The sequence below is a fragment of the Hymenobacter sediminis genome, from assembly GCF_003231285.1.
GTDB lineage: Bacteria > Bacteroidota > Bacteroidia > Cytophagales > Hymenobacteraceae > Hymenobacter > Hymenobacter sediminis.
In genome coordinates this window covers 1-20,918 of the sequence record NZ_QKNS01000004.1, presented here as the reverse complement: position 1 = coordinate 20,918, position 20,918 = coordinate 1, and the positions used below count along the sequence as shown (strand labels likewise).

22 protein-coding genes and 2 tRNA genes are annotated in these 20,918 nt (G+C 56.7%); 8 read left to right on the top strand and 16 right to left on the bottom strand.

Translation table 11 applies throughout. The features are described from left to right. Positions 1–13: 13 nt before the first annotated feature. A complete protein-coding gene (locus DNI29_RS11665; protein WP_110978297.1) occupies positions 14–649 on the bottom strand; it encodes a WbqC family protein in 636 nt (211 codons plus the stop codon). Positions 650–888: 239 nt separating this feature from the next. Between DNI29_RS11665 and DNI29_RS11660 the strand changes: the two genes are divergently transcribed. Further along, entirely contained in the window at positions 889–1,770 is an 882-nt protein-coding gene (locus DNI29_RS11660) for a hypothetical protein (protein ID WP_123823221.1), read from the top strand. After that, positions 1,770–2,678 (top strand): lysophospholipid acyltransferase family protein, encoded by a 909-nt coding sequence (locus DNI29_RS11655; protein WP_238388072.1) that lies wholly within the window; start codon positions 1,770–1,772, stop codon positions 2,676–2,678. Before DNI29_RS11660 ends, DNI29_RS11655 begins: the two co-directional genes overlap by 1 nt. 95 nt (positions 2,679–2,773) lie before the next feature. Here the strand turns inward: DNI29_RS11655 and DNI29_RS11650 are convergent, their stop codons facing one another. Then, on the bottom strand, positions 2,774–3,403 hold the full coding sequence (locus DNI29_RS11650) for an L-threonylcarbamoyladenylate synthase (RefSeq protein WP_110978294.1): 630 nt from the start codon (positions 3,401–3,403) through the stop codon (positions 2,774–2,776). A 556-nt stretch (positions 3,404–3,959) separates the two neighbouring features. On the opposite strand from DNI29_RS11650, the gene mltG reads away from it, so the two are divergent. The 6 genes from mltG to DNI29_RS11620 all read left to right on the top strand — a co-directional run bounded on the left by mltG (position 3,960) and on the right by DNI29_RS11620 (position 8,537). Further along, on the top strand, positions 3,960–5,039 hold the full coding sequence (gene mltG / locus DNI29_RS11645) for an endolytic transglycosylase MltG (protein ID WP_110978710.1): 1,080 nt from the start codon (positions 3,960–3,962) through the stop codon (positions 5,037–5,039). An 81-nt stretch (positions 5,040–5,120) separates the two neighbouring features. Then, a complete protein-coding gene (locus DNI29_RS11640; protein WP_110978293.1) occupies positions 5,121–5,606 on the top strand; it encodes an acyl-CoA thioesterase in 486 nt (161 codons plus the stop codon). A 77-nt stretch (positions 5,607–5,683) separates the two neighbouring features. Next, entirely contained in the window at positions 5,684–6,652 is a 969-nt protein-coding gene (locus tag DNI29_RS11635; protein ID WP_110978292.1) for a YihY/virulence factor BrkB family protein, read from the top strand. A gap of 118 nt (positions 6,653–6,770) precedes the next feature. Then, positions 6,771–6,857, top strand: a tRNA-Ser gene (locus DNI29_RS11630). A 77-nt stretch (positions 6,858–6,934) separates the two neighbouring features. Continuing rightward, positions 6,935–7,019 (top strand) — tRNA-Ser (locus tag DNI29_RS11625). Positions 7,020–7,262: 243 nt separating this feature from the next. Beyond that, entirely contained in the window at positions 7,263–8,537 is a 1,275-nt protein-coding gene (locus DNI29_RS11620) for a site-specific integrase (protein ID WP_162303590.1), read from the top strand. 653 nt (positions 8,538–9,190) lie between these two features. Here DNI29_RS11620 and DNI29_RS11610 read toward each other — a convergent pair. The 14 genes from DNI29_RS11610 to DNI29_RS24475 form a co-directional block, all read right to left on the bottom strand. Then, positions 9,191–9,547: a hypothetical protein gene (locus tag DNI29_RS11610; RefSeq protein WP_110978289.1), complete on the bottom strand. Its 357-nt coding sequence runs from the start codon at positions 9,545–9,547 to the stop codon at positions 9,191–9,193. Between the two features lie 2 nt (positions 9,548–9,549). Next, the gene (locus DNI29_RS11605; RefSeq protein WP_110978288.1) at positions 9,550–10,182 is read right to left on the bottom strand and encodes a hypothetical protein; all 633 of its coding nucleotides are present in this window, start codon (positions 10,180–10,182) and stop codon (positions 9,550–9,552) included. Next, the gene (locus DNI29_RS11600) at positions 10,182–10,640 is read right to left on the bottom strand and encodes a hypothetical protein (RefSeq protein ID WP_110978287.1); all 459 of its coding nucleotides are present in this window, start codon (positions 10,638–10,640) and stop codon (positions 10,182–10,184) included. Before DNI29_RS11600 ends, DNI29_RS11605 begins: the two co-directional genes overlap by 1 nt. 2 nt (positions 10,641–10,642) lie before the next feature. Further along, positions 10,643–10,999 (bottom strand): hypothetical protein, encoded by a 357-nt coding sequence (locus DNI29_RS11595; RefSeq protein WP_110978286.1) that lies wholly within the window; start codon positions 10,997–10,999, stop codon positions 10,643–10,645. Between the two features lie 34 nt (positions 11,000–11,033). Beyond that, entirely contained in the window at positions 11,034–11,444 is a 411-nt protein-coding gene (locus DNI29_RS11590; protein WP_110978285.1) for an N-acetylmuramoyl-L-alanine amidase, read from the bottom strand. After that, positions 11,441–12,049, bottom strand: coding sequence for a hypothetical protein (locus tag DNI29_RS11585; RefSeq protein ID WP_123823220.1), 609 nt, complete (start codon positions 12,047–12,049; stop codon positions 11,441–11,443). The genes DNI29_RS11590 and DNI29_RS11585 overlap by 4 nt, the downstream gene beginning before the upstream one ends. A 60-nt stretch (positions 12,050–12,109) precedes the next feature. After that, positions 12,110–12,631, bottom strand: coding sequence for a DUF6712 family protein (locus DNI29_RS11580; RefSeq protein WP_110978283.1), 522 nt, complete (start codon positions 12,629–12,631; stop codon positions 12,110–12,112). Continuing rightward, positions 12,612–13,880 carry a hypothetical protein gene (locus tag DNI29_RS11575; protein WP_110978282.1) on the bottom strand — a complete coding sequence of 423 codons (1,269 nt, stop codon included), beginning with the start codon at positions 13,878–13,880 and terminating at the stop codon, positions 12,612–12,614. Before DNI29_RS11575 ends, DNI29_RS11580 begins: the two co-directional genes overlap by 20 nt. A gap of 81 nt (positions 13,881–13,961) precedes the next feature. Next, complete coding sequence (locus tag DNI29_RS11570; RefSeq protein WP_123823219.1) at positions 13,962–14,420, bottom strand: hypothetical protein; 459 nt, start codon at positions 14,418–14,420, stop codon at positions 13,962–13,964. Between the two features lie 221 nt (positions 14,421–14,641). After that, positions 14,642–15,145 (bottom strand): hypothetical protein, encoded by a 504-nt coding sequence (locus DNI29_RS11565; protein ID WP_110978280.1) that lies wholly within the window; start codon positions 15,143–15,145, stop codon positions 14,642–14,644. 139 nt (positions 15,146–15,284) lie between these two features. Next, positions 15,285–16,391, bottom strand: a complete 1,107-nt coding sequence (locus DNI29_RS11560; protein WP_110978279.1) for a hypothetical protein — start codon at positions 16,389–16,391, stop codon at positions 15,285–15,287. Between the two features lie 41 nt (positions 16,392–16,432). Beyond that, positions 16,433–17,641, bottom strand: coding sequence for a ClpP family protease (locus tag DNI29_RS11555; protein WP_110978278.1), 1,209 nt, complete (start codon positions 17,639–17,641; stop codon positions 16,433–16,435). An 85-nt stretch (positions 17,642–17,726) separates the two neighbouring features. Further along, positions 17,727–17,975 carry a hypothetical protein gene (locus DNI29_RS11550; RefSeq protein WP_110978277.1) on the bottom strand — a complete coding sequence of 83 codons (249 nt, stop codon included), beginning with the start codon at positions 17,973–17,975 and terminating at the stop codon, positions 17,727–17,729. Next, on the bottom strand, positions 17,972–20,918 hold a 2,947-nt coding region (locus DNI29_RS24475; protein WP_162303589.1), incomplete at its 5' end, for a coiled-coil domain-containing protein. The genes DNI29_RS11550 and DNI29_RS24475, both read right to left, overlap by 4 nt.

The following is a 20,918-nucleotide window of genomic DNA, read 5'->3' as shown; positions in this document are numbered from 1 at the left end:
GGCGGCAAGTACACTACGTAAGAAAACTGCCGGCGGCCGAGCCCTGCATAAAGAGCAGGTCTAAGATGCTGAGTCCCGGTACAAAATCTTTACCAAACGTCTGGGGGTAGGGCCGAACCGACGTCCTGTCAGGTCCGGCGGGGGCCGGGTCCTTTGGTGTCAGCCAGTCGCGCCGATCCAGCACGGAATGGTTATGAAAAAGAGGGGAGGTAGGCGGGTGGTATTCGGAGGTAAGCTGAATAGGTAACCGGAGCTTCAGACAACGCAGCAGGAACTGCAACAGGCTCTGATTAAGCTCGAAAAGCAGCCGTGGCTTTTGTACGTAGATATCGTGCAAATAGTCGGCGTAATATTCGAAATACGGCGTGCCTCCGTAAGCGGTTTGCAATGTGCGCCAGTGACGGTGCACCCAGTTCTGCCGGTAATCAATTTCAATGGCCGACGTGAAAACTTTTTCGCTACGGTTGCCATCAATAACAGGCACTGTTAGAGGCTGTACGCCCTGGGCCGTCAGGATCAGGCAACGGTTGCGGTAGGTTTGCTTGCGGTAGTTGTCGTGTGTTTCTAGCAACAACGATTCGGCCCCTAGTAGTTCGGCAAAAAAGGAAGCCGGCGGATTGTATTGTGACTCAAATAAAACAGAAGGCATTGGAGGCAGAAGAAGGGGTAGTAAAAACGCGCAAAGCGGAAAATAACTGCGTGGCATATTGGCGGCAAAGTATCTTTACCGCTTCGGGAAGAGCCCTTTTCAGGTTCCAAAGATGGGGACAGCTTGTACGAAAGTGGGATGGTGTTTTTGAAACGACGCGACTGAGCGGGGTGTTTGTTCGGATTCAGATACTGACGCATCTGCCGTTTTGCATTCACTTTTACCGACAATCTGACACGATGATTCGACAACTCCGATTTCTTTTCCTGCTTGGTGGACTACTTATTCCGTTGACTTCGGCCCTTGCTCAGCGGCAACTGCAACTGGATGTGGCCACATTTCGCAATCCGGATGTTGCCGTGAAGGGAGGCGTGGTGGAAGTGTACGCCACGGTTTCGGGCAAATACCTGACCTACCACCGGCGGGGTCCGAAGATGTTTCAGGCCGGTGCTACTGTTACGCTGGAAGCTGTGCGCCCCGATGGCACAGCGGTGTATCAAGAAACCGTGACCCTGCGGCCCCCCGTTCTGCGCGATACTACCGCGGCCATTAAGAATCCCATCAGCTTTCAGAAGCGCCTGACGCTGCCCGAAGGGCAATACGTGTTGCGCGGGCAAATGCGCGACCAATACCGCGCGGCTACCACCGATATTGTGGAGAAACCGCTGACTATAGAATCTGGCGGTACAAAAGCCGTCCTCAGCGACTTAGTGCTACTCAGCAAGCCCGCCAGCCGCTCGAGCGTGGAAGCCAACAACTTTATTCGCAACGGACTCAGCCTGACGCGGACGCCGGGTGGGCTATATGGGCGCGGAATGGAGAAGCTGTACTTTTACGCCGAGCTATACAACGCTACCCCCGCGCAGCCACTTATAGTTCGCTACCGGCTGCGGGCCGCTAAAGCCACCAAAGACGCCGCCAGTGGGCAGGGAGCTGCACAACCGAGTGCGGGCAAACCCACCGTACTGACCGGCGAGCTGGACCTGACCACCGTGCCAGCTGGCGATTATACCCTGACTTTGGAAGTCCGCAACGCAAAAAATCAAGTGCTTTCCACCCAAAAGACCTCCGTACGCCGCACCCCGGCGGACTACGCGCCCGTCGGCGCCGTAATGCCCTAATGAGCTACCCCGCTGCTACCCCCCGTACATATCCGTGGTATTATCGTCCGCTTGAGTGGCTGTTGGTGGGCCTGTCGAGTCTGCCGCTGCCGGTGCTGTATGGCATTGCCGGGGGACTGTATGGGCTGATGGCTTACGGGTTGCGGTACCGCCAGAGGGTAGTGCTGGAAAATCTGCGTAATTCCTTTCCGGATAAATCAGAAGCTGAAATCAGGCACATTGGCAAGGGATTTTACCGGCATTTCGCACAGGTTATTGTAGAAATCCTGAAGCTGCGCACTATATCGGCGGCGGCGCTACGGAAGCGGGTTCGGTTCACTAATCCGGAGGTGCTGGGCCGGTTTTTTCCGGAAGGCAAGCAGGTGCTCACTCTGGGCTCGCACGCCGGCAACTGGGAGTGGATTCTGTCGGCAGCGGCGCTGGAGTACCCTGGCAAGGCTGGTGGCGTGTACAAGCCTCTGATGAACCCCTTCTTCGAGAGCTTTATGCTGCGGCTGCGGAGCCGGCTTGGGGCTCACCTGGTGCCCATGCTCAGCACCTTGCGCGACTTAGTGAAGCACAAAGGACAGGGCCGCACGCTCAGCCTGCTTTCCGACCAAGCAGCCGGCCCCGAGGACTACCCCTACTGGACAAACTTTCTGCACCAAGATACCCCGTTCTACACCGGCGCCGACCGGCTGGCCGCCCAGTTTCAGTGCGCGGTGGTGTACGTCGGAATTCGCCGGGTGCGGCGCGGGTACTATGAAATTACGTTCACGGAACTCCACGACGGGCAGAGCGTGCTGCCTCCCGCTGAGCATCAGCTAACCGAGGCTTTTGCCCGCCAGCTGGAGCGGGATATTCAGGCTAGCCCTTCCGACTATCTATGGTCGCACCGCCGCTGGAAGCATAAGCGGCAGCTTCAATAAGAAACTAACTGACATATTTCCTACCCCACTGAAAACAACAAACCCCTGACGTGCACACATCAGGGGTTTGTTGTTTTCAGTGGGGTAGGGGTAAGCTACAGATATTGCTCAATGTCCCCGGCGCCTTGCCGCACGATGTCAAAGTCTTCGTTGGTGCAATCGACGACGGTGCTGGCGATGTTGTTGCCAAAGCCGCCATCAATCACTAAGTCTACCAGCGGGCGGTATTTCTCAAAAATCAGGTCAGGGTCGGTGCTGTACTCCAGAATCTCGTCCTCGTCGCGAATAGAAGTCGATACGATGGGGTTGCCTAGTTCCCGCACCAGGGAGGTGCAAATCTGGTTGTCGGGCACCCGAATGCCCACCGTCCGGCGCTTTACCCCGCCGTAGCGCGGCGCTTTATTGCTGGCTTCGAAGACGAAGGTAAAGGGCCCCGGCAAGGCTTTTTTCAGCACTTTGTAAACCGGCGTGGTAATGCCCGTGGCGTAGTCCGTAATGTGCGATAAGTCGGAGCAGATAAAAGACAGATTGGCTTTCTCCGGATGAATCCCCTTGATGCGGCAGAGCTTCTCCACTGCCCGTGCGTTATGAATGTCGCAGCCCAGGCCATAAATAGTATCGGTGGGGTAAATAATAACGCCCCCCTTGCGCAGGATTTCAGCGGCTTGCGCAATTCGGTTCTGGGGCGGATTATCGGGGTGAATACGAAGCAACGTTGCAGACATAGCGGAAGCGGTTAAGTGAGCAGTAGGCGCCACCCGGGCGGCAAGCGGCGGGGGCGGTCAAGGTACAAGGCTGAAAAGAAACCTGCCACTCTTTTCGGTAAAAAGGAAGGTAGGGTTGCCTGCAACCCCCGGCAGCGCCAAGCCATAGAGAGCCAATGCGGCTAGGTTGGGCATAGTTGCGGAGGTAGGCGCCGCATGCTGAGCTGGTTGTCGTGAAGTTCAAGGAGGTAGGAAAAATAGCTTTTCCTAAAAAGAAGAAAGCGCACAGAGAACGTCATCTCAAGCGCAGTCAAGGAATCTTGCGTGCTGACGTTGTACTGGTACTCGGCCCTGAGCATGCGAGCTGCCTAGTCTCCGGCTCCACACACTGTTTTCACGTTTCACGGCTGCTTTTATACCCTACTACTGCAATTCAGGGCACTACTTACACCTGCTGCTCAAACTGAAAGAAAAGGCGAAGGCGCAGAACTCGTACTTTTGAACTTTAAAGCTACCTGCTACCTGCTGCTGGGGTAGGGTGCCCGGCATTATTACCGTTTGTTTCCTCTTTCGCTTCATGGCTAAGACCCGCATCGACTACAAAGCCAAGGCCACGCGCCGCCGCAACCGCTTTGCTTACATCACCGGCATTTTTGGGCTGATTCTCGTTACGTTCTCTTACTATTTCTATCAGGTTTTCTTCACGCCCAATATTGAAACGAAGGGAGAGCGAACCTACGTGCTCATTCCGCGCGGCGCCGATTGGAAAACGGCCCTCAGCCGCATTGAGAAAACAGGAAAGGTGGTCGATAAGCTCTCCTTGCACTTCGTAGCGCGGGTGATGAAGTTCGACAAGCCCGGCGCTGTAAAGCCCGGCAACTACGAGCTGAAGGACGGGTATACTAACCGCGAGTTGATAAATGTGCTGAAAAGCGGGTCCCAGTCGCCGCTGCAACTGACTTTCAATACCGTGCGCCTACGCCGGGAGCTAGTGGATAAACTGGCTACACAGGTCGATATTCCGGCCCGTAATCTGGATTCTCTGCTTCGCTCGCCTGCTTACACTAAAAGCCTGGGCTTCGATACTACCAGTGTGCTGACCATGTTCATCCCGAACACCTACGAGCTATACTGGAACACTTCGGCCGACAACCTCATGCAGCGCATGAAAAAGGAGTACGAGAAGTTCTGGACGCCGGCCCGCGACGCCAAGCGCAAGCAGTTAAACCTCAGTCGGGCCGAAGTGAGCACCCTGGCCAGCATTGTGGAAGCCGAGCAGCAGCAGCACGCCGATGAGCGGCCGCGGGTAGCCGGCGTGTACCTCAACCGCCTCAAGCGCGGCATGAAGCTCCAGGCCGACCCTACCGTAGTGTATGCCAACGGCGACTTTGGCATTAAGCGCGTACTCAATGTTCACTTGACCAAGGATTCGCCTTACAACACCTACAAATACGGCGGTCTGCCACCCGGCCCCATTAACCTGCCCAGCATTACCAGCATTGATGCCGTGCTGAGCCCCGAAAAGCACGACTACCTCTACTTCTGCGCTAAAGAGGATTTCAGCGGTTATCATGCTTTTGCCCGCAACGAGCAGGAGCACCTTGTAAATGCCCGCCGCTACCAGGCTGCCCTTAGCCGGGCTGGTATCATGAAATAGATTCAGGTGCGAGATGCTGGTTGTTAGTTGAAGGCAACTCGAACCAGGCTGGCAACCAGTAACCGACAACTCAGAACCGATATGTATTCTTACGACACCCAAATCCGGGTACGCTACGCCGAAACCGACCAAATGGGCTACGTGTACCACGGCAACTACGCCGCCTACTTCGAGGTAGCCCGCACCGAAGCGTTCCGCCAGTTGGGCATTCGGTATAAGGATCTGGAGGCCGATGGGGTAGGGATGCCCGTTGGCGAAATCCGGACCCGCTTCCGCCGCCCAGCCCGCTACGACGACCTACTGACGGTGCGCCTGTTGCTGAAGCAGCCTGCCGAGGGCTCCCGGGTGCTGTTCGAGTACGAAATCTATAACGAGGCGCAGGAGCTGCTCACCGAAGGTCATACCCTCATGGTATTCGTCAGTATGGCAACGGGGCGCCCGGTGGCCATACCGCAAACCATCCAGACGAAGTTGGCGCCCTACTTTTCTGATGACGAAACGGCCGGTCCGCTTACGCCACCCAAGGCCCCGGCAGATGCGCCTGCGCCCGCAGCCTTTCTGAAATAGGGCAGGGTAGTCCCCTCGGAACCAGCGGCTGCTACAGCTCGGTTACTGCTTTATTCAGTTGCTTCGTTATTCATCTTATGCGCCTTCCTGTTCGCCGTTATCATTTACCCGATGTGCGCCGCCGCCGCAGCTACCGGCGGTTCATCGTGTTTCTGAAGCAGCTGCGCTTTCATGGTGGGCGGGCCTCCGTGTATGATGTGGCCGACCGGCTGCTACAGGAAATTAAGCTCGATGGTATTGCGAAGCGGGCTAGCTACATGGCCTTCAACCTGACCATCGCCATTTTTCCTACCATCATCTTTCTGTTCACGCTTATTCCCTATATCCCGGTTCCCAACCTCAACGTCGATATCCTACAGTTTCTCGCTGACCTGATTCCTAGGGAGATGTACGTAGCAGTTTCCGGGACCATTGAGGATATCGTGAACATTCCGCACGGCGGGTTACTTTCGTTTGGTTTTGCTACCGCCTTGGTACTCAGTTCCAACGGTATCATGGCCCTGCTCGATGCCTTCGAAAAAAAATACCCTTCCTTTAAAAAACGCACCTACGTGCGTAAGCGGGTAATTGCTACCCTCCTCACGGTGGTGTTATCCTCGGTACTGCTGTTCTCCGTGGCGGGCATCTTCTTCGGTACCTACATCATCGATTCCTTGGTGTACCATGAAATTGTGCCGGAGCACCTAACCAACCAGCTGATTGCCTTGCTGCGGTACGGGTCGGTATTGGGCCTGTTCCTGCTTACTACCTGCCTGGTGTACTACTACGTGCCTCCCGTGCACGACAAGTGGCCATTTCTGTCGGCTGGCTCAGTGGTAGCCACGCTCCTGATTTTTCTGGTATCGTTCCTGTTCATTCTCTACGTCAAGATCTTCGACAGCTACAACCACTTTTATGGCTCTATTGGTACACTGGTGGGGTTTATGGTGTGGCTTGATTTTGTGTGCATGACCCTGATTCTAGGGTTTGAAGTGAACGTGAGTATTGATGCCGTAACGGGCAGGCTTAAGCGCCAACTGCCGGTAGTAAACTCGCGCGGTAAATAATTACCACTTGAAAATGAGCTTGTAAGAGGCTACCGCAGAAAAAAACATGGCGGCTTTATTGTGCATTGCGTATTCATCAATACTTTTGCCATCCCAATCCACTCAGTTGGGACCTTACAGAGAGGTGGCAGAGTGGTCGAATGCGACGGATTCGAAATCCGTTATACCTGCAAGGGTATCGGGGGTTCGAATCCCCCCCTCTCTGCACCGGGCTTTTTCAATGCGTGAAAAGGCCTTTTTACTGCTTGCTGTATTCTGCTTCGGCGCACTAAGCCCAACCTTAGAGGAGTGGCAGAGTGGTCGATTGCGGCGGTCTTGAAAACCGTTGAGGGTTAAACCTCCGGGGGTTCGAATCCCTCCTCCTCTGCAAAGCGCCCGCAGACAGCAAGTAAATGAGCAGCCCTTCGGTGAAAACCGAGGGGCTTTGCTTTTATAGTCAAGTAGTTATAGAGCAAAGTAGGGCGTTTAGCCGGGGTGGCACAGCCACTAGCAAAAATATCTTGGGGTTACACGCACTGATTTCGTGTAACTACACCTAACCTACTTAGCACACTTAGGCGTTATATATGCTAAACATTTTAGCATAATGCCTATGTTGCTACAACATTATATGAACGTCCTGTTCTGGTTTCGAAAGAACACGCGTGCGCTCGACCGCCCTGGCACTGTCTATTGCCGAGTCACGGTGGACAAAGCCGAGCACAACTTCGCCACCTCCGTCAGGGTCTTTAAGGCCGACTGGGATGCCCACGGCCAAAAGGTGCGGGGCCGCTCGGATGCTGCCAAGGTGGCGAACCAACAGCTCCAGCAGTTAGGGGACGGACTGCGCGAAGCCTTCAACATCCTGGAGCGTGAAGGCACCTACATCACTCCGGAAAAGGTAGTGCTCTGCTACCAGAAGCCGCAGGCCCGTAAGCAAAGCCTGCTCACGGTGTTCGGCCTCTACATTGCCGAGCGCCAGCAGCTACGCGATGCGGGGCAACTTTCGCAGGCTTCCTTGGATGCGGATAAGGTGAGGCTGAATCTGCTAGAGCTGTGGCTTACCGAGCAGGGCCTGCAAGAGATGCGGCCCCAGGAGTTACGCGCCGGCAAAGTAGAGCAGTTTGTTCAGTGGCTACGGGCCAACAAGCGAAAGCGCAACTATGCCATGAAGGTTGCCCAGACCTTTAAGAGCGTGCTCAAATGGTGCGTCCGGAAAGAGCTGCTGGAAACAAACCCGATGGAGGGCTTTGAATTTAAGTTCGATGCCCCGCAGCAGCTAGTGTTCCTGACCCCGCTGGAACTGGTACGCATCTGGTTTTATAAGTTTGATAACACCACGATGCGTAAGGTGGCAGACTTGTTCTTGTTCCAGTGCTTTACGGGCCTTGCCTGGCAGGACCTCTACAACTTCCGCGCATCGGAGCATCTGGCCCCGCGCCCGGATGGTTCACTCATGCTGGTGCTCAACCGTCAGAAGTCAGGCAGCACAGCTATGATTCCGCTGCTGAAACCTGCGCTGGAAATCCTGCACAAGTATGGAGGGCAGCAGCTCCCAGTGCCGAGCAACCAGTTTTTCAACCGGACGCTCAAGCAGATTGCCTACATGCTGCACCTGGAAAAGCACCTTACCACGCACGTCGGGCGCAAAACGGCGGGCATGATCCTGCTGCAGGATGGGGTGAGCATGACGATTGTTAGCCGGGTGCTAGGGCACCGAAGTATTAGCATCACCGAAAAGCATTACGCGCATGTTCTGGCCGATACCGTCACGAACGAAATGAGCAAGGTGCTAGGGGAGGGGACGCTAGGCATTACCCAAAGTACCCGCCCCTTCCTGACGGAGTTCACGGAGTACCTGAAAAACGGCAACGAAGGCGGCGAAGGCCTGCGTTTGGTTTCATAAAGAAAACCTCTCTTCGGTAACCAGACTTGAAGTAAGCACAAAGTCTGAAGCCGCTACTGTTGGCGCGGTGGCTGCTTAAAAGAAGAGCAAGGCAGAGTACCAGTGCTTAATAAGGTGGGCATAAAACATCCAACTCAAACGATATAAGAAGCCCCGGCAGGTGTACCTGTCGGGGCTTTGTGTTTTTACAATAAAAAAGCCCAGCCGGCAAAGGACTGGGCTCCCACCCTTGGCGGGGTGTCTCCAATGAAGAGGCAGGCAAGATAGCTACAGGCTGCCTATTTCTGATGTGCCTGCGTCTTCGATAGCACCTAATAATTAGGTGTATTCTGATACTATATGGGTGTTTATCCTGACTCCTGCCCAATTTAGAATGCGGACCTTGCTGGATGACCGAAAACCAGCGTGCGCAGCAAGTCAAGTGGGTACTTGCTATTACGCAGGGAACTCGGATAGAGCCTTGTGCTTATGAACAGCAACTCTTACAAGAGTATATCCAGGACCTACATACCTTAGAGGAAGTCATTGCCCTAATAGAAGATTATAAGGCACGACAGATACGGTATCACTAACTGCCCATTCGACGAAAGCCCCAACAGTTGCGAGCTGCTGGGGCTTTCTGGTTATGGGGCAACGGTGTGTAGGTCGCCAAATTAATTGAAACGCCGATGATAAGCGCTAAAAAGCTCTGCCACCATTTGCTGAGCTGATGCCTCGCCAAATTGACTCAGTTGAATCATAGCCGATTCTACATCATCATAATCGTGCGTTTCAGTCATAACCCCAACTCTACCACCAATAGGAGGCAAGCCAGTTAGCCTGTGCCTTAGCGCCACAAAGGTGCCTGGTTTATGCCCTCTGTTGGGTAGTGGTCCAATTACCTCAACGGTTAAGATGCCTTCATCAAACTCAAACGTTTTGCGGCCTCTAACTTCTGCGCTGTTTTCGGGGTCTATCATATTGACAAGTAACAAAAAAGCCACGACGGAAATCGTGGCTTTTAAAATCATGACTAGCCCGTTTCTGGTTCTCGGCTTCGCCCACGTCGCAGTACTGCCAACAGCCATCCCGAGCCGGTTAGCCCCAGGGGCAGCAGCGAGTAGAGCAGTACTAGGCCCAGCCCGCCGGCGGCGTAGGGTAGCGCGGCCCGTAGCCAGCTTTCCTTCGTGATAGGTATCTGGTTACCCTCGCCGGCTACGGCAGGTCCCTTGCTCGACTTCGCGGCCTGGCTTCCGTCGCCGACCACTACGGCATCGGCTTTCTTGGCATTCGTGGCCGTGGCCTCGGTGCCGGTGGCCATGGTGCCCGGCTTGGTGGCGCTGGCTGCCGTGTTGCCTGGGCCTACTTGGTAAATGATGGTGCCTTTGTTCTTGAATTTGCCGGAGCCACCAATACTCGATACCGCATTTTTGACCTTCTGAGCTACTGCCTTGATGCCCGAAACTGGCTTTGCGCTATCTGTAGCTGGGTTTTCGGTTTTTACTCGAGTAGTCAGCAGGCCGATGGTGTCCACTGGCTTCGGAGGCTTGGAGCCGGCGCAGCTGCTCAGCAGCATGGCAGCGAACAGCACCACTACCAGCAGAGCCAGGCCAACGATACACCAGAACAGAAATTTCAGAAGTTGAGCAAAAGGCTTGCTATCCATCACAGTCGAAGTAAGAGTACATACCCGCTCACCAGCACCAGCACGGCAACCCCAGCCAGTACCCAGCGGGTAGTGCCGTCGAAGTCCCAGCGGGCGGAAGTCGTCGGGCTTTGGTAGTTGAATTCAAATGCAGCCCAGGCCTTGGCTAGTGTCTGCTCCCGAATCCACACCCGGCCGAAGTTGTAGGCCTCGTTATGGAAGAGGGAGAAGCTGAGCACCACGGCGGCAATCTCGCAGCCCAGCCAGAGCACCCACAGCGGGAAGCGGCCTACCTGACCTGGGCCCACCAGCACGGCATCAGCGCCGGCGGCTAGTGCGCAGGCCAGCACCAGGGCGCGGCGTGTTACCAGGGGAGCATGCTCATTCCATTTAAAGGAGTCAGCCCCTTTCAGGCCGTAGAGCAGGGCGTCGCAGATTCCATCCAGGAGCGCCCACAGGTTTGCCAGTAGCCAGAACATAGCTAATGCGCGCTGACTAGTGCGGGCTGGGTCCAGCCAGCCGAATCCGTTACCATGCGGGGCGCGTGGAAGATAACCTCTTCCTGAGCCGTGGCTTGCTGCGCTGCCGAGCGTACTTGCTGGCAGCTGGCCAGCAGCGCCGAGCCCAGCAGCAAGGGCAGCAGTAAGCTTTTGAGCTTATTGCGGTCCTTGTAGTTGATGCCGATGATGATAAGGCTGAGCACAACCAGCACGCCTGCGGCGCCGAAGTACTGCCATTTGTAATCGTTGGCAATGAAGCCCCACACAAAGAAGATGAGGGCAGCTACGGTAAATACGACCACCAGCTTACGGGCATCGGAAGAAAGGAAAGGAAGCATAGTAGTATGGTGAGTTGGTGAATTGGTGACAGGGTTAGAGGCGGGCGTATTCGGCCCGGGCATCGAAAGAGGGACAGGCCTTCGTGACGCCGGGGAAGTTGCGGTGGCCCTGGATGATAGCCCCAGGGTGGGCCTGCCTCCAACGGGTGAGGATGCGCAGCAGCTCCGCTTTCTGGGCAGCGGTGCGCGTGTCCTTCGCGTGGCCCTGACTATCTACCCCACCGATGTAGCTCACATGCAGGGAGCGGGCGTTGTGGCCCGCCACCCCATTGCTTACCAGCTCATCTGCCAGCAGGCGGGTAGAGCGGCCATCTGGGGAAATCAGAATGTGGTAGCCGGGATTTTTCCAGCCCAGCTCCGTTTTCCAGTAATTGAGAATGCCCGCTACCGTAGCAGTCTGGGGCGTAGCCGTGCAATGCACAACCAGGTGTGTTATCTGCCTCATGCGGCTTCTGGGGTTTGGGCGCCCTCGGGCGTGGGCGCAGGTTCTACAGCAGGGCCCGGCGTGGGCACCTCGACAGGCTTTTTCTGGATGTAATCGACGATGTAGGGGCCGAACTTGCTGGCTACCAGCCCCGCTATCAGCTTCGGTAAGCCGCCCTCTACCACTTTCAGCGCTACCATCTTCGCCGCCAGCTTGCGGCCCTTGTAGGTGAAGAGCCAGGCAAACACCACATCGGCGGCGTAGGCATAGTACTCGTAGCTGTTGATCAGATTCTTAATCAGTGTGAGCACCAGCAGCGTGCCGACAATCTTGCCGAAAGTGCGCTGCAGCTCATCCCACTTAAAGCCCGCTCCCCGCAGCTTTACGTCAGCCTGATACCCATACCAGGCATTGAGAATGTCCAGCCCGATGAGCAACACCATGGCCAGCGGTGGTTTCCAGATCCACTTCGTGCTGAAAGCGACAATAGCGGCCAGCAGCGTGCCGCTCACCTGGATTTTGAGCACGAAAAGAGGTAGCGCCTTCAGGCCATAGGCCGAGGCAACTAAGTCGCTCGGGCCGTCGAAGCCGAGTAGCTTAAAGGTTTCGGTAAGAGGATGGCGCACAAACTTCACGGCGGGCAGTGGACAGATAGCAGCAAGCGAATAGGTGTAGGTCGGGGCAGATTAGCGGGGGCGGTAGGCGGGCCGGCCAATGGCCTGCACTACCACGGTAGCCGTGCGGGCCGGGGCGGCGTGGCTACCGCAATGAGACTGATCAGGATAGAAGCCTGTGAAGCTGGCCGCCTTGGAAATCAGCCAGGTGCGCAGCTCCACTTCGTAGCTTAGGGCCCGACCATCGTAGATAGCAGCCTGAGCTGCCAGCGTGCGGGGGTCAACGGATTTAGAGTGCTGGCTTTCCTTTTCGCGGAGGCCGTAGCGGGTAACCGTCGTTTGGGAGAAAGGCCAGAACTGGGCAGCGGCTGCATACACCAGCGCGGGCAGAGACTTGCTGTAGAGTTCGAGGTAATCACCACTCAACTCACTGGCTTTATGTAGGCGGGCTACTTCCATGTAGAGCTGTTCCCCGAGCAAGGGCCGTAGGCGGCGCTGGGCTTCGAGCATGTGCGGCTCCAGCCGGCCTTCATCTAGTTCAGGCAGTTGCACATAGGGCGCGAAATCTTCGCGGCTAAACAGCAGGGTTTCCATCGGCGGGGGCTTCTACTCCAGCCAAGGCCGCGGCCTGCTGAAGGGTGAGGTTTTGAATGGAGAAATCCTTGAGGTCCTTAAAAGGAAAGCTGCCATCGGCGCGCTGGAAGGTGCGGAAGATGGCTTCGAAGCCCCGCTCGATGCTACGCTGAGCAGAGTTCACCACGAAGGCCTGCACGTAGGCTACGGCGTCCTGAAACTCCTGCCAGCTACCGAGCTTGCCCGCTATTTCCCGGCCCAGCAGTACGCCCGGCATCTGCATGGCTTCGCGGATGTTGCCCTTAATGGCCTCCTCATCCGTCACATAGCGCTTGCTGGCATCGGGGGCCGTAAGCGTGTCTACATCTGGCTTCAGTTCCTTGCTGACTGCATACTGCAATAGAATGCGGCTCCCATCAGGACCTACAAACACCCCATATTTGGCACCGTTGGCTTCGATTACCTCTTGGGTAGGAGTAGCCGTGCCGTACTCGGTAATCATTACCTGAGCCGAATAGCCGGAATCCAGGTCCCGGGCACGGCTGCGCTTTAGGTTTGGCTCCGAGTACACGTCATCGAGCACAGCATCAAGGAGCGGGCGCGGGTGCAGGTAGGCTCCGGTACGCTTCTGGAACCAGTAGTAAACCTCACCTGGGTAGCCTTTCAGTCCAACTACTTCCCCCTTCTCATTTTCCCAAGCGGCAATGCGCTCCAGCCGTTTTTCGGGCGTTTCGCGCGGGTTGAATACGGGCACTTTCTGCAGGCCCGAACGGGAAGCATAGGTGGCACCCCGCTTAGCCACCGCTGCCGGGTTGCGTACCAGCCCGCACCAGCGGGTTACCCCAGCACTGTCCGGGTAATAAGGTCGTACCTGCTCTTTGGGCTGGTGCAGCACCTCGCAGGGGAAGCCGTTGGCATTGATGTTCACGCGCACGGCCCAGCCTTCTAGGTAGGCCGTGTTGTTGGCTACGGGCTGCAGCAGCGCATCCAGCGTGCCGCCCGCCCGGTCAATTACGGCCCTATAAAAAGTGGTGTCGGTGAAGCCGTTGCCCTCAATAAACTGGGCTTTGCGCTCGGCGCATACCGTTGCCGTGCCCGAGCCCGCATACGCGGCCAGCAGGCGCTGCGGATACAGGTTATCATCTCCCCACTTCGGGTAGTCGGTGGGCGTGCTCAGGGTGATAATGTCCGGGCGCAATGCCTGGGCCTTAATTACCTGACGCTGGGCCTGGGCTACGGGAGCAAGAGGGGTAGAAGTAGCAGTGGACACGGGAGAGAGAAAGCAAGGGGTAGCAAAAAGGCCCGCCCCGAAGCGCGGTGCGGGCCTTTTCGGGCACTAGAAAAAGGCTGCTTATTTGGCGCGGAAGGCCAGGATAGCTTTGATGATTTCGCCTTTGTTGGCAAAGCTTTGGGCGTCGCCTTCCTTCACCTCATCGGCGTAGAGCGTATTCAGCTCAGGACGGTGCAAAGCATCAAGCTTGCCGTACTCGGCTTTGTATTCGTCGCTGTTCTCGTCAGCCAGTGGGTTGCTGGTGCTGGTAATGGTCAGCGTGGTGGTGTTAGCCGGGTTCTGGCTGGCCTGAGCAGCGGCCAGCGCCTCTACTTCGGCGGCGTGGTCCGTGACGAACTGCTGGCCTTCGTCTTCGGAAATACCGAAGTGAACGGCAGCAGCCGGGTCGCCTTTCAGAATCATGGCCACGCGGGCATCGGTCAGGTTATCGTTGCTGAACACCACCGGCGAGTTGTGCGGGCGGTAGGTCTGATCGGACTTAACAAACGAGTATTTGCGGTCTACTTTGGCAGTGGACATAACAGCAGAAAGTGAGGAGGTTGGGGAATCTGTTGAGGTGCGCAGGTAGCGCAGAATCGCCTGATAGGCTTCGGCAAGGCACTTGTAGCAGCCTGTCCGGACGGGCTCAGCCGAGGGGTAGAGAGCCGCATGCACGGCGGCTATTTCATCTTTTGGGGTGGCGGATAGGCCCGCCTGTTTTACCAGACGAGCCCGTTCCCCCCACTCGTTACCTACCCCACTCATGCCGAGTACAGCGCCTCGAAAGCTGTTTTGGTAGCAGCGGCATCATAAACACCATCTGTCATCACCATGAAGTAATCTGCTAGGCCCAGTTCCTTTTCGGAGGTCAGCGTAGCAGGAATGCCACCGCCGAGGTCAGCATCCTCGCTGTCCGTTTTCAGGGCCGAAGGACGAAGGCCCGCGTTCAGGCCCAGTACTTTGTAGTAGCCGTTGTTGTCTTGGGTGATGGATACTACGCCTTCCGGATCAGCGGCCAAATCTTCCATCGTTTCGGCCTGCTCGGGCCCTGGGTCGAAGGCTACCAGGTCGAAGTCGTGTTTGTAGCTGGGCTTGTACTTGCCCGGTACCAGCTCAGCACGGGCCGCATTGCTGCTGCCCAGCCCCTGAAACAGGAAGCCTTTCTTGCCGGCTACCAGCGAAAGCGTAATGGCCTTTTTGATGGTGGCATGACGCGCTACCCCGGCAATATCTTCCTTGCGGATCAGGACCGTTTTGGTTTTCATGCCCGAAGTCCCTGTCTCGCAGGGAGCAGCGGCACCACCTTTTAGTTGACGGCAGGTTGCCATATCTATGTTTCTCCTATGAAATGAGGTGAAGAATGGCCCCAGCCTAAGTGGCTAGGGCGTTTTCGTCTAGGATAGCTTAGTAGGCACCCAGGATGAGGTCGGAACTCATCACCTTCGCGTCCATCATGAACTCAGCGCGCATGTTGGTTTCGCGGTCCTTGCGGTCATACCACGCATCCACTTGGGTAGCGGCATTGTAGCTGTCAAAGCCAGCCCGCAGGTTGCGGCGGGTAGTCAGGACAACGCGGTGTGGCAGGTCGATTTTACCGGCAATCTTGAAGTCACGCTTCAGGATTTTATCCAGGTCTTTTACCTTGATAATAGGCACATCGCGGAAGGTGGGCGCTACCAAGCGGCCTTCCTGCAGCTCCCAGCTTACCTGCACCTTGTCATTCGACTCGCGGTAGTCCTGCCAGTTTTTGGCCACCGAGCTGGTGCACAAGTAAATCAGGTCCGTAGCGTCCTCTAGCTCTCCTTCGGCTGCGTTGTGCAGGGCCTTGAAGATTTTGTAAGATTCGCCGGCGGGCAGTTCCTGATCAGCCGACTGGTTGGCGGCAATTGTATAAGCACGGTTCTCTTCGCCAGCGTTGAACAGCTGCTTGAACACCCCATCAATGGCGTTGTAGTTCTTCACATCATCCGCGCCGTGGGTGAGTTTGGCAGCCGAAATGGTGGTATCACCCAGCAGCACGAAGCGGTAGATGTCTCGCTTGATAGCCGAAATGAATTTGTCTTGCACAAACTCATTCCAGTAGTTGACCGTGCGCTCGGTATCCGCATCACCGGGCACCAAACGGCCGGATTTGATCTTGATGAGGGCGTTTTGCAGGTCATCCCGCTTATAGCCCACATCCATACCCCACGCCATGAATGTGCCATCCAGGTCACGCGCACATTCAGCAATCCAAGCCAGCATGGCTTTCGGCTGCCACTTCAGCTTTTCGAAGGGAATGCGTACGCGGGAAGGTTGGGCACCACAACCGGGGTCGAGGTGGGTAACCTTCTCAAAGTCGCCCACGAACACTACGTCCATGTCGGCTTTGATGCCATCCTCAATCACCATGATGGCGCTGAGTTCAGGGTCTTCCTGAATGTATTTGAGAATAAAAGCGCGGAATTCTTCCGGGCCGTAGAGGGGAGCTGCGCCAGTCAGCCAAGCGTAATCCAGGACGGTATCAGCCATCGTTTTAGAAAATAAAAGAGTAGAAATTCAACTGGCCTGGATTACAGGCGACCGTTCTTTTTTTGGCGGGCTTCGCGTGCTTGTGCCGCAGCCGCGCCGTGGTTGGTGGGCAGCACCTTACCCGTGCTGCTAGTAGTCGGCACATCATCATGCTCCACCACGGCAGCGCTGCCCGTAGCAGCAGCAATGGTGTTGATGCGGCGGGCCGTAGTCGCCTGCGTTTGCTTGATGCCCTTCACTTCATTGGCCAGATTGGTGATAGCGCTCAGCACTTGCGTCATAGCATCATCCTGATCGGCCGAGGCAGTAGCCGCTGCTGCGGCATCAACGGTAGGCGCAATGGCCGTAATGAGCTCCTCCGCTACCGAAATGGTGTTGCCATCCGTCAGCACGTAGTCACCATCGGCAATCGGGTCGTTAGGCGAATCCGCCCCCGTTACCTTGTCGCCTACCTGGTAGGTGTCCCGGTCGCCGGTATCAATGGTGAGCTGGCCTTTGTCGGACTCGACAGCCAGGGCCGTAATTGCGCCGCTGGTATCGGTAGCCGTGGTGGCTTGCGCTGTAGTAGGTTTGGCAGCAGCCCCAGCAACAGCCAGGCCCATCGTAGCCAGAAGGGTCGAGAATTTGGACATGAGGTTTTGCGCCCACTTGGGCGTATCGTCGTGAGTAGAAGAAGCAGGAACAGCCGCCGTAATCGGCAGCGTAGCCAGGGCGGTAACTGGCTTGAGCAGTAGCGTAGCAAAGCCCAGCGCTACCATATCCGAAGGCGAAACGAGCTTTTCCTCCGCCATGCGGGCGGCAATCACATCGGCTGGTTGACCGGTGCGCTCTACGCTCACATCAATCATCTTCTGCTGAGCTGCCAGCATCGCATCTGCCCACTGCTGGGCCTGGGCTGGGGTAGCGCCTTCACAGCCACCACGGGGCAAGTGAATCAGGCACTCGGTATGCTCGTGAATCAGACGCACGGAGCCAGCCAGCAAAACAATAGTGGCAATGCTGGAGCATTGGCCAATGGCCTCCGTAGTTACCGTAATGTCGGGCCCTAGGCTGCGGAGCTTGTCGTAGATGCCAAAGCCTTTATCCAGGCGCCCGCCCTCGGAGTTGATGATAACCCGAACAGAGTCGTAGGGCTTCTGCCATTCCAGCTGAGAAATAACATCTTCCAGCGTGGTGTAGGGCCATGCGTTGCCCGCTTCACTGGAATCCCCGACAATGGGGCCGCTAATAAGAACCTTCGCTTCAGACATGATACGAAGGTGCTAGGATGATTCCGCGAGGCTTGGACTTTTGACGCATCATCCTGCGTCAAGGCCTTAACTGTGTGGTGTTTTGCTACGCAGTCTGCTTTTCCATGCCCGCAATAGCCCGGTACACCGTATCCGTGCTCACCTCTAATTCTTCAGCTACTCGCCGCACAGCACCCGCATTGTCGGAAGTGTAGCGAAGCGAGGCCCGAAGCGTTTGCCACCGCAAGTAGATATCCCGCTGGCTGAAGGCTTTCAGGTTGATGATGCCGGCCTGATAGAGGGCAGTCAATTGACCGCCCTCATCCAGCTTGTTCATTATCTCAATCACTTTCATAGGTCGGCGCGGGCTTGGTTTCTCGCTACTTTATCCTGTTTCTCTTTCAGTTCACTGAGCACGGTCACTGGGGCAGGCAACGCCTTATTAGCTGCGTAGAACACTGGGCCTAATTCCTGCGCTACTGTGCGGGCTAGCTCCTGATAATCAATCTGGCTACCCCCAGCACGGCCCGACATAGCAGCCATGTAGCTGGCATCGTAGCGCACTACCCCGCCTTCGGCATAGCGGGCCATAGTGGCAGCGGGCATCGGGTCTTTATAGCCGAAGGACTTGCCGCCGCCAGCCTCATTCATCCAGCTCAGCATCGGGCCGAACATGCTCACGGCCTTGGCGGTCATCACGGCTTCCCCGTTGGAGAGGTAAGCGGGAATCAGATCATCTTTTGGCCCACCAGGACCCAGCACCAAGCCACCATCAGCGAAAGCCAGCACCCGAGCCGTAGCAAAAGCCGCCTTTGCAATAGCAATACCGGTCAGAATAGCCGACTGAGACACCCCGGCCAGGCCCCCAGTTGGAATGTTTAAGGGGTTAGCCGCAGCATTGGAGTTGATAGCAGAGATTTCCTTGGACAGGTTAATAGCAATTTCAGCGACAGCCGCGGTTTTTTTGATGGCCAGCGCAATCTGCCCGGCCGTGGTCTCTTCGCCCAGGGCCTCGATTACCAGATCGGCCGCGTCCTGGGCCGTGCTGGCTACGGCTAGCCGGATTTCCCGCTCCTGATCGGCAATAGCCCGCTTGCGCTCCAGTTCCTGTTCCGTGCGAGCTATATTCTGCTGGCTCAGCGCTTCCTCTTCGGCTGTAGTGCTCTTTCCGTAGTCCTGCAGCGTTACGATGCGCGCCTCTTGCCCCGCCTTTTCGATAGCTGCCAATGCCGCTTCGTGCTGAGCCTTGGTGATCTGCCCATCGGCGTACTGCTGGTTGGTCAAGGTGCGCTGCTGGGCCATGTAGGTTTCCAGGCTGGCCAGCGCCTGCGCTAACTCTAAATCAGCCTGCGCCTTCATAGCCTCGGCGCGGGCTTTATCCGCCTGAGCGGCCTGATCTTCCGCACTCTGCCGGGTATCAATGGCGGCTAGGCGGGCGGCTAACTCTGCCTGAATAGCCTGAGCCTTCAGCAAAAACTCTTCCTGGCTGCCTTCTCGGGCCTGGGCCAGCTGGGTGGCAATGCTGATCTGCTGGGCCTCGGCTGCCTGCTCCCGAAGCTTCTGCAGGTGGTCGCGATTGAGCTGCTCAATATCACTACGATACTTAACCTCGATAGCCTTCTTGGCATTGGCCGTAAGGTCAGCTTCTGATAAGGCCAGGGCGCGTTGTTTTTCCAGCTTGTCTTTTTCGAGCTGCAGTTCGGCATTGCTGCCTACAACAACCCGCTGCAACTGCGCCTCAATCTCGGCTATTTCCAGGTTCAGGAAGTCCTGACGGATTTTGCGTAGCTGCTCCTCGGCTTCGCGCTGCAAGCTCACGCGGTTGGTGATGAGCTCATTTTGCTTGCCGGCGGCATCTTCCAGAATATCGAAATACTCATTCTGGGCCTCCTTGAATTCTTTGAGCTGGTCATTACTGGCCTTGGCTTCGCCGCCCCGCCGCTCAATGTCCTGCCGCAGAATATCTACCCGACGCTTGGCCAGGTCCGCCAGGGTCTTTTCCCGCTCCAGTTCGACTTTATAAGCGTCCTCATTGGCCTGCATGCGCTTGGCAATCGAGTTGGTCTCATCGTCCCGAATATTCTTCAGACGTTCCACCTGGTTGAGTAGGCGCTTATTGGTGTCGATGTTGTTGATTTCGTCGCGCTCCAACTGCTGGCGGGCCTTGCTCAGCTCCAAGGCGAGCTTGGTTTCCCGCTGGATTTCGTCGCCAACGCCCCGAAAACTAGCCTTGGCTGTTTCCGCAGCGCCCGAAAAATCTCCGTCGAAGACTTGCACGATGGCTTTGCCAAGCCGGCCGAAGCGGTCCGTTATCACATCCACGGTAGCCCCCAGCTGGGCAAACACCTGCTCGACTAAGCGCCCGCCCTCGGCGGTCTGGGTGAAGTAGGTAACCAGCGCGCCGATGGCAATCAGCAGTACGCCAATACCCGTAGCGGCAAGCGCTACCTTCAACACCTTGGCCGCGCCCGTACTCGCCCCCATGGCCAGGCGGGCGAGGTTCTGCACCTGCACGAATTTTTCCTGAAAACCCGTAGCCCGCTGCACGGCACCGCCGAGTGTATCACTTTCGCCGGCCGCTTCCAGTAAGGCGCTGGTGAAGGATTGCGCTGCAGGCTCCGCATCCTTCAAGCTCTCGTTTACCGACTCGGTTGCCAGCTTGGCATCCTGCAGGCTCTTATTAGCGGCAGCAATCTGAAAGCCGATGCGCTGGTAGGTTTCCGACGTTTCATCGCCGGACTCCACTAGCCGGGCCTGCTGGGCTTCCAACTCCGTGAGCTGCTCTACCGCTGGGGCAATGCTGCGGGCGTAGTTCTCAATAGCCTGGGTGGCTTCCTCAAACGTCTGGCCGGCCTGCGCGGCTGCCCGCTGAGCGGCAATCTGGAAGCCGATTTGGCGCTGTTGATTCTGAGCTAGGGCATCAGAGCCTTGGGCCAGATTCTTTTCCTGGGCCTGGAGCTTGACCATCTCCTTAATCAGCTCCTGAAAGCCGCCTTTGTAGTTGCCCATTGAACGGCGGTGGTCATTAACGGCTTGCTCATTGGCGCCGATTTCCAGGCTCAGTGCTTTCGTGCGGGCCTGCAGGGCTTTGCCGGCCTCCGAGTTTTCGCGCTCTTCCTTGCTGAGGGCATTGTAGGCAGCCGTAGCGAGGGCCAGCTCCGCACGGAGTTGGTCGTTGCTATCGGTGGCCCCGTTCTGCACCTTGGTCAGGTTTTCCAGCGTCTTGCTGGCCTGGGCCTGCTCTTTGGTCTGGGCGCGTAGCTTCTCGCTCAAGGCCTGCGCGGCAACGCCGTACTCG

Excerpts from the sequence above, each read along its gene's own strand:
- DNI29_RS11665 (WP_110978297.1), bottom strand. The coding sequence starts at position 649 with ATGCCTTCTGTTTTATTTGAGTCACAATACAATCCGCCGGCTTCCTTT.
- mltG (WP_110978710.1), top strand. The coding sequence starts at position 3,960 with ATGGCTAAGACCCGCATCGACTACAAAGCCAAGGCCACGCGCCGCCGC.
- DNI29_RS11650 (WP_110978294.1), bottom strand. The coding sequence starts at position 3,403 with ATGTCTGCAACGTTGCTTCGTATTCACCCCGATAATCCGCCCCAGAAC.
- DNI29_RS11655 (WP_238388072.1), top strand. The coding sequence starts at position 1,770 with ATGAGCTACCCCGCTGCTACCCCCCGTACATATCCGTGGTATTATCGT.
- DNI29_RS11565 (WP_110978280.1), bottom strand. The coding sequence starts at position 15,145 with ATGAAAACCAAAACGGTCCTGATCCGCAAGGAAGATATTGCCGGGGTA.
- DNI29_RS11580 (WP_110978283.1), bottom strand. The coding sequence starts at position 12,631 with ATGGAAACCCTGCTGTTTAGCCGCGAAGATTTCGCGCCCTATGTGCAA.
- DNI29_RS11555 (WP_110978278.1), bottom strand. The coding sequence starts at position 17,641 with ATGTCTGAAGCGAAGGTTCTTATTAGCGGCCCCATTGTCGGGGATTCC.
- DNI29_RS11660 (WP_123823221.1), top strand. The coding sequence starts at position 889 with ATGATTCGACAACTCCGATTTCTTTTCCTGCTTGGTGGACTACTTATT.
- DNI29_RS11590 (WP_110978285.1), bottom strand. The coding sequence starts at position 11,444 with ATGAGGCAGATAACACACCTGGTTGTGCATTGCACGGCTACGCCCCAG.
- DNI29_RS11620 (WP_162303590.1), top strand. The coding sequence starts at position 7,263 with ATGAACGTCCTGTTCTGGTTTCGAAAGAACACGCGTGCGCTCGACCGC.
- DNI29_RS11600 (WP_110978287.1), bottom strand. The coding sequence starts at position 10,640 with ATGTTCTGGCTACTGGCAAACCTGTGGGCGCTCCTGGATGGAATCTGC.
- DNI29_RS11640 (WP_110978293.1), top strand. The coding sequence starts at position 5,121 with ATGTATTCTTACGACACCCAAATCCGGGTACGCTACGCCGAAACCGAC.
- DNI29_RS11635 (WP_110978292.1), top strand. The coding sequence starts at position 5,684 with ATGCGCCTTCCTGTTCGCCGTTATCATTTACCCGATGTGCGCCGCCGC.
- DNI29_RS11595 (WP_110978286.1), bottom strand. The coding sequence starts at position 10,999 with ATGCTTCCTTTCCTTTCTTCCGATGCCCGTAAGCTGGTGGTCGTATTT.
- DNI29_RS11550 (WP_110978277.1), bottom strand. The coding sequence starts at position 17,975 with ATGAAAGTGATTGAGATAATGAACAAGCTGGATGAGGGCGGTCAATTG.
- DNI29_RS11605 (WP_110978288.1), bottom strand. The coding sequence starts at position 10,182 with ATGGATAGCAAGCCTTTTGCTCAACTTCTGAAATTTCTGTTCTGGTGT.
- DNI29_RS11560 (WP_110978279.1), bottom strand. The coding sequence starts at position 16,391 with ATGGCTGATACCGTCCTGGATTACGCTTGGCTGACTGGCGCAGCTCCC.
- DNI29_RS11610 (WP_110978289.1), bottom strand. The coding sequence starts at position 9,547 with ATGATTTTAAAAGCCACGATTTCCGTCGTGGCTTTTTTGTTACTTGTC.
- DNI29_RS11570 (WP_123823219.1), bottom strand. The coding sequence starts at position 14,420 with ATGTCCACTGCCAAAGTAGACCGCAAATACTCGTTTGTTAAGTCCGAT.